Annotated in this window: 20 protein-coding genes; 17 read left to right on the plus strand and 3 right to left on the minus strand. The window is 61.5% G+C overall.

All coding sequences use genetic code 11. From position 1 onward, the window contains the following. The first annotated feature begins 29 nt into the window (after positions 1-29). The 10 genes from ACV7JO_RS15530 to ACV7JO_RS15575 all read left to right on the plus strand — a co-directional run bounded on the left by ACV7JO_RS15530 (position 30) and on the right by ACV7JO_RS15575 (position 8,539). Positions 30-527, plus strand: a complete 498-nt coding sequence (locus ACV7JO_RS15530) for a DUF7995 family protein (RefSeq protein ID WP_470356025.1) — start codon at positions 30-32, stop codon at positions 525-527. 93 nt (positions 528-620) lie between these two features. Beyond that, the gene (locus ACV7JO_RS15535; protein WP_470356026.1) at positions 621-1,148 is read left to right on the plus strand and encodes a hypothetical protein; all 528 of its coding nucleotides are present in this window, start codon (positions 621-623) and stop codon (positions 1,146-1,148) included. Positions 1,149-1,193: 45 nt separating this feature from the next. Then, complete coding sequence (locus ACV7JO_RS15540; protein ID WP_470356027.1) at positions 1,194-2,225, plus strand: transcription initiation factor IIB; 1,032 nt, start codon at positions 1,194-1,196, stop codon at positions 2,223-2,225. Beyond that, positions 2,222-2,461 carry a hypothetical protein gene (locus tag ACV7JO_RS15545; RefSeq protein ID WP_470356028.1) on the plus strand — a complete coding sequence of 80 codons (240 nt, stop codon included), beginning with the start codon at positions 2,222-2,224 and terminating at the stop codon, positions 2,459-2,461. Before ACV7JO_RS15540 ends, ACV7JO_RS15545 begins: the two co-directional genes overlap by 4 nt. A gap of 91 nt (positions 2,462-2,552) precedes the next feature. Further along, positions 2,553-3,503, plus strand: a complete 951-nt coding sequence (locus tag ACV7JO_RS15550) for a MarR family transcriptional regulator (protein ID WP_470356029.1) — start codon at positions 2,553-2,555, stop codon at positions 3,501-3,503. Continuing rightward, on the plus strand, positions 3,500-4,369 hold the full coding sequence (locus tag ACV7JO_RS15555; protein ID WP_470356030.1) for a hypothetical protein: 870 nt from the start codon (positions 3,500-3,502) through the stop codon (positions 4,367-4,369). The genes ACV7JO_RS15550 and ACV7JO_RS15555 overlap by 4 nt, the downstream gene beginning before the upstream one ends. Before the next feature lie 166 nt (positions 4,370-4,535). Continuing rightward, complete coding sequence (locus ACV7JO_RS15560; RefSeq protein WP_470356031.1) at positions 4,536-5,459, plus strand: DNA polymerase sliding clamp; 924 nt, start codon at positions 4,536-4,538, stop codon at positions 5,457-5,459. A 25-nt stretch (positions 5,460-5,484) separates the two neighbouring features. Further along, a complete protein-coding gene (locus ACV7JO_RS15565) occupies positions 5,485-6,351 on the plus strand; it encodes a DUF6166 domain-containing protein (RefSeq protein ID WP_470356032.1) in 867 nt (288 codons plus the stop codon). Positions 6,352-6,454: 103 nt separating this feature from the next. Then, on the plus strand, positions 6,455-7,909 hold the full coding sequence (locus ACV7JO_RS15570; protein ID WP_470356033.1) for a hypothetical protein: 1,455 nt from the start codon (positions 6,455-6,457) through the stop codon (positions 7,907-7,909). Between the two features lie 57 nt (positions 7,910-7,966). Next, entirely contained in the window at positions 7,967-8,539 is a 573-nt protein-coding gene (locus ACV7JO_RS15575) for a DUF7437 domain-containing protein (RefSeq protein WP_470356034.1), read from the plus strand. Between the two features lie 20 nt (positions 8,540-8,559). Here ACV7JO_RS15575 and ACV7JO_RS15580 read toward each other — a convergent pair whose 3' ends face one another. Together ACV7JO_RS15580 and ACV7JO_RS15585 are read right to left on the minus strand one after the other, a co-directional pair. Further along, complete coding sequence (locus tag ACV7JO_RS15580; RefSeq protein ID WP_470356035.1) at positions 8,560-8,892, minus strand: DUF5615 family PIN-like protein; 333 nt, start codon at positions 8,890-8,892, stop codon at positions 8,560-8,562. A gap of 10 nt (positions 8,893-8,902) precedes the next feature. Beyond that, a complete protein-coding gene (locus ACV7JO_RS15585; protein WP_470356036.1) occupies positions 8,903-9,217 on the minus strand; it encodes a DUF433 domain-containing protein in 315 nt (104 codons plus the stop codon). A 163-nt stretch (positions 9,218-9,380) separates the two neighbouring features. Between ACV7JO_RS15585 and ACV7JO_RS15590 the strand changes: the two genes are divergently transcribed. After that, positions 9,381-10,988: an AAA family ATPase gene (locus ACV7JO_RS15590; protein WP_470356037.1), complete on the plus strand. Its 1,608-nt coding sequence runs from the start codon at positions 9,381-9,383 to the stop codon at positions 10,986-10,988. A 66-nt stretch (positions 10,989-11,054) separates the two neighbouring features. Here ACV7JO_RS15590 and ACV7JO_RS15595 read toward each other — a convergent pair whose 3' ends face one another. Beyond that, on the minus strand, positions 11,055-11,387 hold the full coding sequence (locus ACV7JO_RS15595) for a hypothetical protein (protein WP_470356038.1): 333 nt from the start codon (positions 11,385-11,387) through the stop codon (positions 11,055-11,057). Positions 11,388-11,508: 121 nt separating this feature from the next. On the opposite strand from ACV7JO_RS15595, the gene ACV7JO_RS15600 reads away from it, so the two are divergent. The 6 genes from ACV7JO_RS15600 to ACV7JO_RS15625 all read left to right on the plus strand — a co-directional run bounded on the left by ACV7JO_RS15600 (position 11,509) and on the right by ACV7JO_RS15625 (position 17,462). Continuing rightward, complete coding sequence (locus ACV7JO_RS15600; protein ID WP_470356039.1) at positions 11,509-14,121, plus strand: vWA domain-containing protein; 2,613 nt, start codon at positions 11,509-11,511, stop codon at positions 14,119-14,121. Between the two features lie 159 nt (positions 14,122-14,280). Next, positions 14,281-15,207: a hypothetical protein gene (locus tag ACV7JO_RS15605; protein ID WP_470356040.1), complete on the plus strand. Its 927-nt coding sequence runs from the start codon at positions 14,281-14,283 to the stop codon at positions 15,205-15,207. A 384-nt stretch (positions 15,208-15,591) separates the two neighbouring features. Beyond that, a complete protein-coding gene (locus tag ACV7JO_RS15610; RefSeq protein WP_470356041.1) occupies positions 15,592-16,068 on the plus strand; it encodes a hypothetical protein in 477 nt (158 codons plus the stop codon). Between the two features lie 127 nt (positions 16,069-16,195). Then, entirely contained in the window at positions 16,196-16,573 is a 378-nt protein-coding gene (locus ACV7JO_RS15615; protein WP_470356042.1) for a hypothetical protein, read from the plus strand. Positions 16,574-16,687: 114 nt separating this feature from the next. Next, the gene (locus ACV7JO_RS15620; RefSeq protein ID WP_470356043.1) at positions 16,688-16,942 is read left to right on the plus strand and encodes a DUF8129 domain-containing protein; all 255 of its coding nucleotides are present in this window, start codon (positions 16,688-16,690) and stop codon (positions 16,940-16,942) included. Between the two features lie 37 nt (positions 16,943-16,979). Further along, a complete protein-coding gene (locus ACV7JO_RS15625; RefSeq protein WP_470356044.1) occupies positions 16,980-17,462 on the plus strand; it encodes a hypothetical protein in 483 nt (160 codons plus the stop codon).

Genomic DNA, 17,462 nt, shown 5'->3' on the forward strand with positions numbered 1-17,462 from the left:
TGTCCCGAAGGGGGCGAGGAACGGCGATCATGCACATGCTCATACGCGTACTCGTCCCTGCAGCCGACGCGATCGAGGCGGTCGGCACCGCACGATTCGCGTTCGACCGATTGATCGGGATCGGTGAGGGCGCGAGTACTGCGTTCGACTACTACAAGATGCTCGACGAATCGACCGCACGGTATCGCGACCACCCTCGCTACGGTGGGCTCGATCCCGCCCATCGGCTGTCGTCCGCGACCGGTGAACAACTCCTTGACGACGCGATCGAGGCACAAGCAACGTGGTTCGTCGAAACCGTCGCGACGCTTCGTGAGAAGCTCGACACGCTCGAACCGACCGACGTGATGGATGATGTCGACCTCGTCCGGTACGACTGCTACCGACTCGGACAGTTCGCAGGCCCATCAGTCTGGATTTACGATGAGCACGGCGCCGGGCTCCGTTCCCGGAGTGCAGTCGACCGCTACATCGAGGACCGTGACTCCGATTCGATCTGGGTGGTGCCCGCTGATGTCCACTACTGATCGGCCAGTGGCGAGCCTCGGCTCTGCCATCCGTCCTCACCCGTTCGAAGTGGACGTGGGGCTCGACACTCGCCAGGACCTGTGGAGGGTGTCGTGAGCTTCTACGCGACGGTCGCCGGCTATATTCAGTACCGAACCCTCGCGTTTCTGGAGGCCGCCGTTGGCCGACTCCAGACCGGTGGCTGGCTCGACGACTGCCAGCACTGGCGGGTCAACGGACGCGTCATCGCGCACGGTCGGGTCGAGATGATCGATACCGACCAGTTGGTGCTCGTGATTCCACCAGGGTTGTATCGAAACCTCGCTCGGATTACGACGCGGCTGTTCGTCGGCGCGACCGACGGCGCCGTGGTGATCAGTTCGACGGACGGCTGTTTCGACGGCTGGATCGAGCGACCGCTTCCCGCAGCAGCCGAGCCGACGCCATCGACGGATGCCATCACGAGCATCGACGCGGTCGATCTCGAGGCCTTCGCCCGCGAGTCTGGCCTCGGCGTGAAGCGATTCGAGCGGACGCCTCCCGACGAATACGCTGCCTGGCAGGATCAGGTCTGTCTGGCCTTCCACGACACGTTCGACCCACCGTTCCCGCCGGATATCGCCGACCAGAACCTCGACTGACCGACCGCAGATCGATCCTCGGCCCTCACCGGGCCGCTTTCCAAAATGTACCTCGATTCACCCAGCTACGCCGCCGTCCCGACCGACCAGTGTACCGTTTCCGACCAGCGTATCGACGTCGTCGACGAATCGACGCCGAACGAGCGTGACTGCTGTTCTGAATGCGATGATGTGCCGCTCGTCAGCGACGACACCGAGACGTACTGTCCCGATTGCGGTCTAATCGTGGAGGATGTCGGCCTCGACCACGGTCCGGAGTGGACGCCCTACGATGAAGCGGAGCGGCGACGGGTTGGCAGCCCGATCACGCCGATGCGTCACGACTGGGGCGTCTCTGCCGAGATCGGATTGTTCCGAGACGGCCACGGTCGCGAGCTTTCGGCTGCGACTCGGGCTCGCCTGCGTCGACTCCGCCGCTGGAATCGACGAGCACGCTTCGAGAGTAAGGCCGACCAGAATCTCGCGCACGGACTCGGTGAGATTCGACGGATCGGCGGGGCACTCGACCTCGCAGAGGGTATCCAGGCGGAGGCGAGTCAGCTGTTTCGCGAGGCACAGTCCGAGGATCTGATTCGAGGTCGGTCACTCGAATCGATAGCGAGTGCGGCGGTGTACGCAGCGTGTCGTCGCCGTCGACTGCCGCGCTTTCTCGACGAAGTCGCTGAGGCGGCTCGGGTCGACCACGGTAAGGTTCGGCTGGCGTATGGGGTGCTCAATCGCGAGCTGTCGCTACGGATTCCACCGGCTGTGCCTGCGGACTTTCTCCCACGACTCGCCAGTGCGGTCGACGCTTCGGAGCGGGTTCGAGAGCGGGCGGCACAACTGTGCGATTCGGACGTGCTCATCGACCTCGCGAACGGGCGCAAACCCGCCGGTGTCGCTGCTGGCTGTCTCTACTTCGCCGGTCGTGAACTGGAGGGATTCGGCGCCGTAACGCAAGAGCATCTCGCCACCGCCGCTCGTATCTCTGAAGTCAGTCTCCAGCACGTCTGGCAGGCTCTCCAGGATCGAGAGTTACCGGTCTGGTCCGCTGAGTCCTCCGATTCTTCAACTAAAATCGAACGAGGGCTTCCATGACTACCGACGAGATCACTGGTCGAGAGGAACGCATCGAGGTCATGCTTGACCCGTCCACAGCCGGATGGCGTCCGGGCAAGCCCTGTCCAGAGTGTGGTCACTCGGTCGTTCACGCTATCGTCAGGGCAGGCGTCCGGTTCCGTTCGGATGGGTCGTGGGAGTTCGACGAAACACTCGGTGTGTACGATGCGTTCTGCCCGGAGTGCGATTGGCTTCCGGCAGTTTGCTCTCTATGAGAGATGGCAAGGGGCGTGTGAACTAATTCAACAGATTGTAAACGAAATTCCACAAACGTATTTATACGACCCAGTACTACAGTTTACAACGATGCTCACCAAGGCCGGACTCGCTGTTCTGGACGCACTGAGTGCTGGCCGGACAGCAACTCCGTCTGAGCTCGCAGGAGAGACTGAGTATTCACAACCCCATCTCTATGAGATACTAGACGAGCTGCAGTCCGAAGGTTTGGTGACCGAAACCCGAGAATCTCACAATCAGCGTCGTGTTCGGGCGACTGACCACCCGGTCGTCGAAGCGTATCGAGATCTTCGGTCGAAGCTCGGCCACGTTGACTGGATTGAGGTTCTTTCGCCCGCTACGCTCCGGGTGTGCTGGTATCTCGACGAACCGCGCCGTGCCTCCGAAATTGCAGAACGACTCGATATCACTCGTCAGGGCGTCCACAACGCATTATCGCCACTCAAGCATCGAGCGATGCTGTCGCCGTCCGGTCCCGAGTACGCGTTGAGCGAAGACCTCTCGCCGCTGCTCGAGTTCGCTCGTGCCGTCGTACGCCACGACCACCGATCGCGGGTTCGGGAGATTGCCCCGAGTGCGACCGTTGAGTGGTGCGACCCGAAGCGGGCGCTCGTCCGTGTACAGACGTCCGATGATACGACCGCACTGCAGTCAGCCGCTGAATGGCAGTTGACTGGGCTCGCCAAATTTCAAGAACACGGCCTACAATTCTTCCTCGCTGGCGAACCCGCGTTCTGGTATGCCCCCGACGAAGAACTCACGCCTGCCGACGTTGTATGTCACACCCTCGTCCTCGATAGTGGTTCGCGCCGCGTCAGTTATTCCATGCTGTTGATCGAGAAGCTAGATATCGACCCGCAGACGCTCACAGAAACCGCACGATGGTACGACCTAGAGACAACGGTGACTGCATTGTACCGGCCGCTTCGTGGAGAGTTCGGTGCCTCGGACAACTTCCCTGTCTTCCTCCCGAGTGAATCAGAATATATGGCCCTCAAAGAGCAGTACGAGGTATCATGACCGTGTTCAAAGGAGGTGAGGCGATCAGGGCGTTTCTCGAAGAGTTCGACAGCTGGCTCTCGGAGCCTGTTACCGTGTACCTCCTTGGAGGGTCCGCGATGACGATACGGGGGCTGAAAGATCAGACCGAGGATATCGACCTGGCCCTGGGTGTTGTTTCCGAGTTCGAACACGTCTATCAGGCGCTGCAGTCCCAGGAATTCGCGGTGGTCAACGAACCGACGGAATCGTTTGAGGGTGTGGGAAAAACCGTTGAACTCCGGCATGACGAGCGTGGGTTCCGGATCGATCTCTTCGAACAGCAAGTCGTCGGGAAGGTGTGGATCACCGATCGAATGCATGACCGGGCTGAGGAATTCTGGTCCGGCAATCATGCGACGGCGTTCATCCTCTCGGATGAGGATATGTTCTTACTGAAAGCGGTCTCCGGCGGTGACTTGGCGAGTGGCCGACGACGCGATATCGAGGATATGCGAAAGTACGCCCAGCGTGGACTCGACTACGAGTCGATTCTGACCGAGATTGACGAACAGCGACCCTTCAACACTGGATCGACTGAAGCACGACAGATCCGCGACCGATCCCATCCGCTGTTTACTATCGAGATGGCGGTCAATTCTCTGTCAGGGCTTCCGAACACATTTACGTCCCGTATCGCGGATTTCGCGACGGATTTCGAGATCGAGTATACTGTTCTGGGGGCTGTTGATGATAGGATAGACGATGTCGAGGCAATCCGGGAGCACGTCCTCTCGAATGTGAGAATGCTTTCGGACGACAAGAAGGACGCAGTCGACGATGCTATCGATCGCATGGTCGACAAACACATTCTAGAGCACGCCGGGGCTACTGTTCGGCTCCAGTGACCCTTGGTGGTCCGTTGTTTTGTCCTTGTGGATCGTACCTCGGGCTAGCGTTCGATAGTCGAGATTTATCATCCCGTAAGGGACTGAGTGAGAGGTAGAGTCGATCTGCTGCATCTTCGATTAGACTCTTATCTCCCACTCCTAGTGACTGCTCTTACCAACAACTATGAGTACAGAATCAACCCCAGAGAGCGCTGACACCGACGAGAGCGAAGATTCCCTTGTCGAGCCGTCAGCGACCAGCCAGCAGGACGAACCGACGACCGACCAAGCATCGAGCGACGAGGGAGCCCCCACTCCGTCCGAACACGAAGAGACGGACGAGCCGACGTCCACAGGTCCGCCGGAGACGTTCCGGGCGGCGATCCAGTCGGAGCCACTGAAGAACATTCTGCGGGCACTCCGGGCGACTGTCGACGAGGCTCGCGTGAAGATCGACGAATCGGGCATCCGCGTCCGAGCGGTTGATCCCGCGAACGTCGCGATGGACGACCTCAATCTCTCGGCGAGCGCCTTCGAATCCTACGAGGCGACTCCCGGCGTTATCGGAAGCGACCTTGACCGGCTCTGGGATGCGGTCTCGCTCGCAAACAAAGGTGACCTCGTCCAACTTCACCTCGACACGGAGAGCCGGAAGCTGGTCGTGGCCGTCACTGGCCTCGAGTTCCAGATGGCCTGTCTGGACCCGGCGACGATTCGGTCGGAACCGACGCTTCCCGAGCTGGAGCTACCAGCGAGCGTCACCCTCGACCGCGACACGCTCCGCCAGGGGGTGAAAGCGGCCGATTTGGTTGCTGACCACGTCGGCTTCCGAATGGACCCCGAGGAGGAAGTGTTCCGGATCGATGCCGAGGGCGACACGGATAGCGTCGACTTCGGGATCGACGCTGACGACTGGGATTCGGTTACCCTCGCGGAGGCGTCCTCGCTGTTCAGCCTGGACTACATGAAAAAGATTGTCCGGACGACACCCGCGGGAACCGCTGTGAGGATCGATTTCGGGAACGAATTTCCGGCGATGCTCTCGTACGCTCTCGGCGACGGGGACGGATCAATGACCCGGATGCTCGCGCCACGCATCGAGACGTGACCACGGTTCTCGGCATCCATCGCGCATGAAAACAAACTACTCACAGTCGACAAATCGAGCCCGACGGTATCGAGGCGAGCGAACGCTCGGGGGCTGTCTCGTCTACGCCGGCGACGATCTCCTCGATAAGCACCTCGCAGTCCATCCAGTGTCGCCCGGCGGCTTCGACTGGGGCCCGGACGCGGCTCCCGAACGTGCTTGCCAGCTCGCCATCGCGCTGCTCGCGCCAACACTCGGACTCGAAGTCGCCGTCGACGAGTACCATCTCTTCGCCGAGAACTTCGTCCGCCGGGAACTCACGGACGATGAATGGTCGGTTCGTCTCCAGGACCTCCGTGAGTCGGGCTATCGAGAGCAGTACCTGCATCGGGACTATCCGGAGAATACCGCTCCAGAGCCTGCGGACGTCAACATCGAGACAATCGATTTGGACACCATCACCTATGCCGAGGAACTCGCGCTAATCCGCCGGTATGATGATGCCCTCTGGAAGAAAGGCAACACCCGCGGCAATCTGGCCAGACTCCAGGCGACTCGACGTGGTGAGCGCGACCCGGCGGCCGAGCCGTTCTCCAAGCAGTGGCTTTCGACACATGGACGGCTCACCTCGTCGGCGGCCAAACGTGCGCTTGGAGAGGAGTTCGAAACGATGGGCGAATTCGCCGCCTGGGCCTGTTACGCGACTTCGCTCACGACGGTCGACCACGTCGGCGAATCGACGGCGACGACGATTCGGAATCTCCGACCGACGCTCGTCCGGTGGTTCGGGGGAGAAGAGTACATTCCACAGTACGACGACGACCAGGAGACGCTCGTGACTGACGACACTGACGAGGATGACGGGAACGAGGAAGCAGCCGAGGATGATCCTTCGATTACCGCCTCTGGATAGCTGCGACTTGTTCGCCCTTGGTGATTTAGGTTCCTGAATTGGGTGAGGGGCGGACTAGTTCAGCTCTCCGTTCATCGAGAGCCGCGGTTCGCCTTCGATCGTCATGTCCACACCAACACAACCAGACACAGCCACCGCTGACGACGCGCCACGCTCGATAGCGGCGACCGTTCCTGTCGCAGACCTGCTCGCCCGTGAGACAACCCTCTCCTTTGCTGGCCTCACTCCTGCCGACCAGGGCGACTACCCCGATGCGGTTTCATCGGAAGCTCGGTGTCTCGATCCCGATCCCCGATCGCTGAAGGACATCATCGCGACGCTCCCGCAGGCCAATTCCGGGGAGCTCTGGGCGACCAACGAGTTCGTCGGAGTGGACGGAACCGTCGATACCGAGGCAATTCGCGACGTTCACGGATTGGATGTCGACGCGCTCGAGGACGTTGCGGGGTGTTCACTCGGCGATCTTGCGACGAGGGCGTCGTCGGACCCGCTAGTTCGAATCCGTGATCACCAGGACATCGTCGACGAGCGGCGGAAGGCGCTGTGTGCTCTCGGCTACGACGTCAAATTCCGCTGGCAGATTGCCTCGGACCGGTATTCGATTATCAACCCACAGGAGGCGTATCTCCCCATTATCGGAGCGCTCCAGCAGAGCGGTGAGACTGCGGCGTTCGGCTGGGCGAGCTACCGGGATTGGGGTGGCCTCCTGAAGATGTTCGTCGTCTGTCCGGGCCTCGAACACATCGTCTCCGGGAGTGAGGACACGGAGTTCGATGACGATACCGACGGCATGACGAGCGTTGCCGACTCGGATGAGGCGGATTTGGTCGTGTACGGCGGGTTCGAGACCGGCTACGACTTCCGGGGGACGCAGACGCTGTGGGCGAAGCCAATCCTCTACTTTCCCGAGACTGGTACCGTCGTTCCCGATACGGGGAAGCGCTACACGCGCCGGCACTACGGGCGGGCGACCGACGCCACACACGAGCGGGCAAACGACCGCGTGCCGATCAACGAGTGGTGGAAGGCAATCTACGACGATATCGCCGACCGACTCGTCGACGTCGACCGCGCGATCCGTCGCACCCGGGCCATCGCCTACGACTTCGAGGTCCTTCCGTTCGATGTGGCCGCCTGCTATGAGTACTGGGGCCTGGCCGCGACGTACGCCGAGGCCGCTGCCGACCGGGCGACGACCCTCGCCTCGCCGCCGTCCCGACCGACGGTGTATAATCTTCAGCTGTCGCTACTGATCGCACTCCTCGATTCGTACGAAGGGTCGCTGGCGTCGGATACGTATCAGGAGTACATCGAGGTGGCTGGTGAACTCCTCCGCAAACCGGCCATGATGATTCAGCTGGCCCTGAAAGAACACGATCGGCAGGTTGAGGAGCCGGATAAACGCGTCATCGCAGACGATCAACAGACCCTCAGCGACGCGCTGGAGGACATCGTCGACGTTCCTGGCATCAAGGTCGACACTGAGGTCGATCTCTCAGACAGCGGTGCACAGCGGCTCCACGACCGTGTCCAACGGAAGCTCGACGATCTCGATTAATTCTCGACGAGGGAGTCCGGCGACAGTGTTTTACAGAATCCACGGAAAGCGAAATACATGTCGGAGGCTGCTCGGGACTCACATCCACTCGATGCGATGCTCGCCATCTCCGATGTCGTGACGAACCAGCGGTATGCGCAGATCTATGCCCGGGTGCTCACTCTCGATACCCCGACAGTCGAGGAACTCTCCGAGGGTCTCGATAGTTCGACAACGACCGTCTACGAGGACGTGAACCATCTCATCGAAAGCGGTATTCTCGAGCGCGTTACGGACAACCAGCCGCATCGGTACCAAGCCCGCCAGATCGACCTCACCATCCAGACCGACGACGACTCCTATCAGATTACGCCGGCGCTGTTCGTCGCGCTCGCCCGACGCGAGACGAACGAGAACATTCAGCTGTTTCTCGACCGGCACGGCGTCGGCGGCCTCGCGACCGCCCTTGAGTACGCCCGTGACTACGTCCAAGGCCGAATGAATGCCCGTATCACGGCGCGCGAGCAGGGCCTCCCCGTGCTCGAAGCCGAGACGATCCTGCAGGAGATGCGCGACGTGCTCCTGGATGTCGATCCCGATCTCGAAGAGAGCCCCGACGTTGACGAACTGGACGCGGCAGTCGATGAATAACGAGTCTTCTCCGCAGACAGTCACAGCCAGTCACTGACGTACGCGACGTGATCGGAGAGGTCGGAGACTGACCGTTCGATTCGGCGAACCGCACGTCTCACTTCGCCGCCCGTCCGGGTCACGTCCGCGATAATGATGATACCAGGATGCTCGTCTGCCGGTGGATTACTGAAATCCGACTGATCGGCTGTCAGCAGAACGCGGTCCTTTCGGGTTGCAACGGATAGGACGTCCGGATCAGACGCGCTTACCCCGAGATCCTCGATGTCGACGACGCGGACGACATCATGGCCGTCGTCGCGTAGGGCCTGTATCCACTCGGTCTCGACGTTTTCGTCCGCGAGCAGTTCCATCGAACGTCCTCTAGGTGGTCTCGTCAGGAACGAGGCGATTCGGCGCGTGTTCCTCGTACATCGACTGGTTCCGAGTCTCGATGGTACGTATCTCCTCGGGGTGGCTGAAGGCGTACGCGAGCGCGGCGTGGACCTCGGCGACCGAGATGTCGTAGCTCGTGGCGATCCCCTCCGGCGTGTCGTCTCCTTCGACGTAGCGCTGGTAGACGTGATACACGCCGATACGGTGTCCCTCGATCCGGGGGTCCCCGCCGAGGACATCGTCTGTCTTCACGATCTCCGGCATCGTCCCGTCCGAACTCGATTGTGACCCAGTTCCAGCCATGATCCGTTGGTGCCTCTGTACGCTACTAGCGTGTCTCACGTAATAACCACCCGGGTTGATGAGGCGGTCCAGACCCGGTGTTCTGTCCAAGTCTCGGTCCACCGCTGATTTATCGACCCACAATCGGGTGACGGGATTCCCACGCGGATTCCGTCCCTCAGCCATGTCTTCATCCGATCCAGATGCTGTCGACCGGCCCGAACCGCTCGTCGTCCTCTCACACCTCGTCCATCGTCTACTCAAGCGCGAGGGAGGGAGTGTCCCGCTCGAACGCGTGACCCTCCGGGTCAGCGACTACGTCGATATCGGCGATCAGGAGGCCGCGGACCTCATCGATGCTGGTGCTGCCGAGGGGGTTTTCACTCTTGACCGGGGGACCGGTGGAAGTACGACCATCGTCGGGGTCTCGCCCCAAGGGGAGGAGCCGGCCGTGATCACGGAGGCCTTCGGTGGCCCTGCTGGCGCTACTGAGACTGCCGATTTTCAAGCCCTTGAGGTCGTCACCGAAAGTATCGCGACCGCACTCCGTGATGCCGGCTACGCGACGTTCACCGATCTCGCGGACGCCGACGTCGGTGATCTCGCCGGGTTAACCGGGACGCTAACCGAGAGTCGTGCGGAGGCGATCACCCAGGCAGCGCCTCGGCACGTCCCGGTTGGCGTGTGGCTTGCCCGGAGTGCCGACGTCCGATACGGTCGACGCGTGGATGAGACGACGGGTCGAGGGACCGCCCAGGTGGTCGATATCACCGCCGCCACCGAGCCCGTCGGCGAACCCCGCTATCGATCCGAGGGGCTCGACCCGGACGCTGTCGAGGCCCAGTACGTCTCCGATATCGGCCGGAACGAACAGGACCCGGTGCCGACAGGTCTACACGTCCTCGACGATCCTGACCATCCCGATGTCCCGAAGGCTGCGACCCATCCCGAGGCGGGTGACGATGCCCTGCCGGTCGATGCGTCGGTGGAAGTGGTTCCGCCGGCGATTCCGACGGAGCCGCGTCTCCAGCTTCCACTGGACGAACTGCTCGCGAAGAAACTGGCCCGTGGGTTGGTTCCGGTCCGTCTGGTTGGCCCACGGGGCTCCGGGAAGAACTACCTCGTCAAGTACCTGTGTCACCGGACGAATCGTGGCTACGTCTCGGTGGATTGCGACGAGGCGACCCACACGGAGGACCTGTTCGGACCGCTCACGCCCACCGAGGACGGGCTGATCGCTCCCCGGAACGGGCCCGCAAAGCAAGCACTGCTGAATGGGTCGGTGCTGGTACTCAACGAATTCCCCGTGATGCGGGCCGGCGCCGCGATGTCTCTCCATCGCCTGCTCAACGAGGGCAAACTCCTCGTGAAAGCACACGGCGAGCTAGTTGAGCCCCATCCGTCGGCGCGAATCGTGATCACGATGAATCCGCCGACCCGTGAGTACCGGGATTCCGAGCCGATGAACTCGGCCACTCGTGGTCGGTTCCGGGCACTCGAACAGCCCTACATCCAAGACGTCGACGAGGAGGTCACGACGCTGGATGCACAGGTGAACACCAGTCACGAGGTCGTGGATGGGGTGACGCTCCGGAAGATCGTCCAGTTCGCCCACCAGACCCGGCAGAACGAGAACTGGCCGACGCTCTCGACGCGAAATCTGACGATCCTCTGTGAGCACATCGAGGACGGCGCCTCCCCGAAAGCGGCGGTCAAGAACGAGGTGTGGGCAGTCGCCGAGCCGAATCAGTATCCAGAGGACACCTACGAAACGCTGAACGACTATCTGTGATTGTTTCCGAAAACTGAGCCATTTCGGTCGTCGTCTATAGTCAGCCTTGAACGGAATACCGGAGCGCTACTCAGGAGGAACCCACACGCTCTGTAGAATTTCATGAGCCTCAGCCATGACTTGAGCGCGGCGGCGATCATCGGCGTTCCTCGCTTCTCGAAGCATGCGCAACACCTGATCTATCTCTTCATGACTATCCCCTGGGGCTGTACTGATCTTTTCGAGTTCCTCAATAGCGACGTGAAAGCATGAATCGCGAAGTGTGAAATCAGGACCGGCGCTTCCCGGTTCATCATAGCCGGTTGTTCCATCGGCTGGAGCACTGCCCTCTCTGGTCATATCAATGGCCTCTGCGAGATGCTCGTTATTGGTGACGTCTTCTCCCTTTACGTAGTCCATCTACACCACCTGTGTTTGTGTTCGGTTTGTTGTAGTGTTAAGCGCTCTGTAGAGTTACCCCACGAGTTAGACTCGATCCGCCCGTGGGGTAACGCTCTATAGATGAGTTTATCTCCCCTAAATGAACGAGGAGGCTACGCGCTTCTCGTGTATCACCATGTTCAATATCACTTCGTCCACCGGGTCTACAGCACAGAGATTCGTCCCTGACGTAACTGCTCAAGTGCGGACGTCATCTGGACGAACAGAGCGACTTCGTGCATTCGTTCGTGGTCATCTGCCACCGGGAATCGATGTCGAAGTCGTTCTCACGCCGGCTGTCGAAACCGCTGCGGTCCTTCCTGCCAGTCTCGATGCGCTCGTGGCCAGCGACGCAACTGAATTCGAGCGGCAGCAGGCCGAACAACTTCTCGAGAACGTTGACGCCGAGTTCCTCGTCCTCGTGACGACCCAGCCGGCGCCGTTGGACCAAATTCCGGTGAACGATCAACTGACCGCCGATCACGCCCACCAGTTCGGGCTCGCCTTTCACGAACTGCTCCATATCCTCAAGACGGCTATCGGCCCCATCGCAGAACTCCTCGAAACCGAGATCGATCCTGACCATCGCCGACAGGTCCACGATCTCGTCAACATCATCGAGGACGGTGCCATCGAGCAGGAGGCGATCGAAGGGGCGAATTTCAGCAACAACGCCGAGATTCGCCTCGAACTCACCCGCCGGATCCATTCGCAAGTTCCCGATGACATTCCCGACGGAGAGCAGGTTCGGTTCTCCTTCTGGGACGCCGTGACGAGCGCTCTCTACGAATGGGCGATCTATCCGACGGGCATCACGGAGGTACTCCTCGATGAGGACGACGAGCGGATCGTCTTCGCGTCGGAGGCGGATGCCACAGGCTTCGATGCTGTTCAGGAGGCACTCCAGCGGTTAGCGCGGGATGCCCTCGTGATCCGGAGCGCCGAGCGCGACGACATCACCCACAGCCACGACAAGACCGCATCTGTACGGCGAGCTCGACTCGTCATCAAGACCTGGCAGTCGGCGATCCTCCCGCTCCTCGAGGACCATTCCGAAGCATCCGCCGAGTCGGCAACGGAGGGCGATGATCAAGAGACTGCTGCGGACTCTGGCTCATCGCCGGACTCGGACGGCTCGGAAACAGCTGGTCCTGAGACTGAAACTGATCCATCGAGCGACGAGGGGACTGACGGAGAAGGCGACGAACGCCCGCAGGTCGAACGGAGCGCAACGGAGGATCCGTTCCAGGACGTCCTCAACCAGCCCGCAATCACCCCGGATCCGATCGACGAAGCCCCCGACGAGACACCTGTCGTTGAAGATCCGAACCCCCACACTGTCGATACCCCAGTCCCGGACTCTGTCGATTCATCGCCATCGGTAGGCAACGATGGAGACCAGCCGTCGCCGACCTCGAAGCCTCTGGACTCCAGAGCGCGGGCACTCGCTCGCTCCATCGCGTGCCCGGACACAGAACCCGAGTCCTCGTACGGTGAACGTCCCTCCAGCGGTGACGAGGTGGATGACAGCTCTGATACCGCACAACAGTCGACCATCGGGGACTTCGACGCCGGCGGCGCTCCTCGTAACGACCGCTCATCTGGAGGGGCGACTGACTCTCACGATGAGCGCGACTACGGCCACGAGCAAGCCGAAAGCAAGGCCCCAACTCCGAGTACCCCCTCGGAGGACGGATCGGAACCCACGGCCGCTCCCGAGCCGGCACACGCTGAGGTCCTCGATCGAGATCCTGCTGACGAGATAGACACCTACGAGGAAGCACTCACCGCAGACCGGACTGTGGCTCACGACGAGGCAGATCAGGAGGGCATCGACACCGACGCGCTGGAGCGTGAGCTGGAGGACCTCGGTCACCGGCTCGATCGGAGTGGTTCAGACGACGATCAGGCAGCCGGCGGGAGTTCTGGGGGCCCGGGCCAACTCGACGAACTAGAGCTCGTTCCCATCGCTGACGAACCTGCACCACCGGGGATGTGGGCCGACATCGAAGACGGTGCTGCCCGAGTTGCTGGCACGCTCGAGAAACAGCTCCGGCTCGACCGTCAGCGTGGTGTCCGGCGAGGACTGACCGCCGGTGGATACGACACCACCGCGGGCCACCGGCTTCTGATCGGCGATCCCCGGGTCTGCAAGGTTGACACGCCGGGCCGCAAGAAACGTTACGCACTGGTGCTGGTCCTCGACCGCTCGGGCTCGATGCGAAACGGCGAGCCCCCGAAGATCGAGGTCGCGACGAAGGCGCTGGCGCGGTTCGCCGTCGCCGCAGAGGGGCTCGGGATCGAGGTGGCGATCGTCGATTTCGTCGACGGTCACGCTCGGCTCGTGAAACCCTTCTCTGTCGAGACTCGCCACGTCCAAGCGGCGCTACTCGACACGGACTGTGGTGGGGGAACGCCGCTGGCGGACGCTCTCGAACTTGTACGCCAACTCGTGGAGGATCACCGCGACGAACCACTCATCGTCGCCGTGACCGACGGCGAGCCGAGTAACGTCGACGACGTCATCGATCAGATTCGAGCCGCCCATGCTCCCGTCTGCTCGCTCACCATCGCCACCGATACCCAGCCGGGACATCTCTCGACCGACGCTTCGGAACTCGCCGACTATTATGAGCGAGAGACCACGGTGTACGACGGAGAGCGACTCGACGACCGGATCGATCAGTTCGCCAGTCTCCTCATCGGCTTCTGAGAATATAGGCGGTGTTCGCCCTGCTTTATCCACCCGAATAGGGTGCGAGCGATTCTGACCCGCCCCGTGATTCCTATGCCTCGAAGACACATTCACGCCTCCTCGTCGACGCTACCGCCACTGAGGCTCCCTCCGGGAGCGATAGCAGATATAGATGCCGTGCACGACTACGATGTCGAAACCGACCCGCCGGCCATCGAGCCGGTCGAACATAGCATTCGCCTCGATTTCATGGCTGGCGGGCCGATTCGATACGATCAGCTTCTGCTGAACTCCACTTCCCGAGAGCGCGATGCAGTCGACTCCGATCCCTGGCACCGGGCAGGCCGAGCGAAACCGCTTGGGGTCCAGTATGCGGAGGGAACTTGTCAGCACCGTCTCATTGAGGAAGCACCGTACTACGAGGTTTATGACGACGAAGACGCGCTTTCAGGTGCCCCAGCATTCCTCGCCCACCGCCTTCGACAGTGTCGCTCAGCGGATGCTCCGGAAGCCGCCGTCCGGTCGGAGCGCGACCGTCGAGAGACGTGGTACCGGACGCTGATTCCCAAGATCAATCTCTGTTCGGTCCTAAAACGCTCCTCGTACGGCTCGTTAATCGACGACGGTCCCGCCAAGACGGCCGATGGCCAGACACTTCTCGAACACAACGGGTTCGTCGGAGCGGTCGTCCTCGGTTCTGATCCCGAGCCCGAATCATTCGCCCAAGAGCGGAGCCTTCCCCCGCAGTACGTCGTTCATGAACGGGATCTTTCCTGCGGCCAGAGCGAAGCTGGAGCGCTTCCAAGTGAGTACGGACTCGACTTGCCCGCCCCGCTTCTCGTGGGCGAGTATGCGAGTGGGAGCCGGTATCCATTAGTTCCGTGGTCTGACGGGCTGGTCTGTACATGCCCGTTCAAGGCCGACGCACCGTGGCGAGTACTCTGCAAACACGAACTGCTCGCAGCGATCGTCCTCGGTGCCCGAGAGTCGCTCTTTCTGCCCGTGACAGACGGACTGGACGTCCCGTATCGTGCCCGCCGGTTCGTCAGTCCTGCCATGGCGAGCATCCATACTCCGGGGCTCCCGAGCGATGAATGGCCCTAACCGGCGGTCGGGCCAACGCACAGTTGCGTTTCGCGCACCCTCTGAAATTTCTTAGTAGATGGCCGCTGAGGAGGAAGTAGACGAGACATGTCCTCGCGCCGTCGGCACCGCACACATCACCCGCACCAGCATCTGAGTCGATTCCAGCGACGCAGGTGGCGGCGGCGAGACGTTCTCGCGGCAGTCTCCTCAGCCACACTGGTATCGCTGGCAGGCTGTGCCAGTATTTTCGGGCAGCCAGCTCCGGACGGCGGTGCCCCGGCTGTCAGCGCTGGTGACGGGGAGGGGAGCGATTCCGATGACTCGAGTGCGGGACGCACGACTGACACGGCAGAACCAGCGACGCCCCCCAGTGATGGTGACCAAGATGAGACCAGCCGAGAGTTGGCGGAACGCAGCGGCGAGGTTATCGATGGTCCCGTCGACAGCCCTCCGACCAACGACCATCCCTGGGTCGACGATCCTGCCGATGGGCTGGGATTGACGGAGGTGACTCTCTCGATTGGTACGGACCGGACTCGGGATTTCCTCGGGACAGAGCCCGACGAACTCTCGATTAGCGTCAAGGACGACCGATTCACTGTCGACGGGCGAGGCCACGTTGAGTGGGACTGTGACGGATTCGCGCTCGCTCACGTCCTCGTCGACGCCCGAACGGCCGAGGTGTACGTCGAAGCCGCTCCCAACGATGCGTGCCGAACCAGTGACAACGACGAGGGACGAGGGCCGTGGGGTACACCCTTCACCGTGACCGGGCGCTTCGTCGGTGGACGGCCGGACGCGCTGGAGGTTCACCTCGAAGGGCAGTACATCGAGGGGGATGGTCCGCGGGGAGGCGCGTTCGCGAGGACCGACCTGTGACCGCCAGCCTGAGGCGAGTCGACATCGAGGAACGACTCCACAAAATCACTGCTGACAGACGAAATTTAACGCCTCGAATGGGGCGAGGGAGCTGGCGATTCTGCAACGCCAGTTTCCTCGGTACCCCATGCCCACCGACGATTCACAGCCGTCCGATCACGAACCGACAGACGACCATTCACGACTTAATCTCTCTATCCACCGCCAGGCAGTCTTCGGGACGGAGGGACTGGAGGTCGAGACGGGTGCGGTCGAGACCACGCTCACCGATCACGGCATCGAGGTCGGCCATCAGCGACCGACCCGACTCGATGTTCCCACGAGCGAGAGCTTCGTCGACGACCGGCCGCAAACGAGCGCCAGCGGTGTGGACGCCGGTGAACAGGAGCCGCTGTTCGCTTCCTCGACCCCCGGCCAGCGGACACTCGACGACCGTGACGCGTCGACGGTCCCACTGTTCGGTGATTGGTCCGACCGTCGATCATCGGATACTGCCGAGGAGTGAGTGTCGATGGGATTCCGGTCCACGACGACTCCAGCCGACCGAGTTACCCCACAATCGACATTCGAATCCTCTCCGTGGGGTAACTCCTGCGAAGCAGCGGACCAGTAGCCACGCATGTCCGAACGTCCCTCCCGGTCGATTCTGGAGGCGCTCCCTCCTGCGACGCTCCTCGAGACGAACAACCGACGGCTCATCCGGGGCGGCGTCGCTTGTATGCACGATGTCGAGACGGTTCGAGAGTACGTGGGCTACGAGAACCAGCACGAGTGCCGACGCTGGGTGCTCCGAATGCTCGCCGACCGTGCGGCGACACTCCGGGACACAGACGCTGAGGACGCAATGCCCCGGAGGCAGACTCATACTCTGTGAAGACGAATCTGAGTCGTACAACGGAGAATGACGACTGATGACAGCACATCCCCCTAGTGGCGGTGACCGCGATCTCGTTACAATCTTCAAAACCGGCTCGGTCGACCGAGATGACTATCCAGAACTTGCCGAGCACCTTCTTGAAGGTCGGACGCAACTCGCCTCAGAGACCGGCTATCTGATGAAATTCGGTGATGTCTCTCATCGGGAGCTGACTCCGTTCGACGTCGCCTCACTCCACGATGTTCCTGCGTATCCGCTCCCTGAGACTGCGCTGGAATCACTCCCGGCTCACGTTCGGGCTGACTTGGACCGCAACGGTGCCGTCCAGATGTTCGCTGTCTACGATCGGGAGCACCATCGGTTCGAAGACGTCGCGCTGGCTTGGGAGGAGCAGGACTTCCTTGAGCGGATCGCTGAGCTGGTCGCCGGCGATTGCTCGCTTCACGAAGCCGTCGACTGGACTGTCGTTGAGGAGGCTGAAAGATATACTCAGTACCTCACAAAGCTCGCAAGTTGA

It is taken from the genome of Haloarcula sp. MBLA0138, assembly GCF_055632455.1.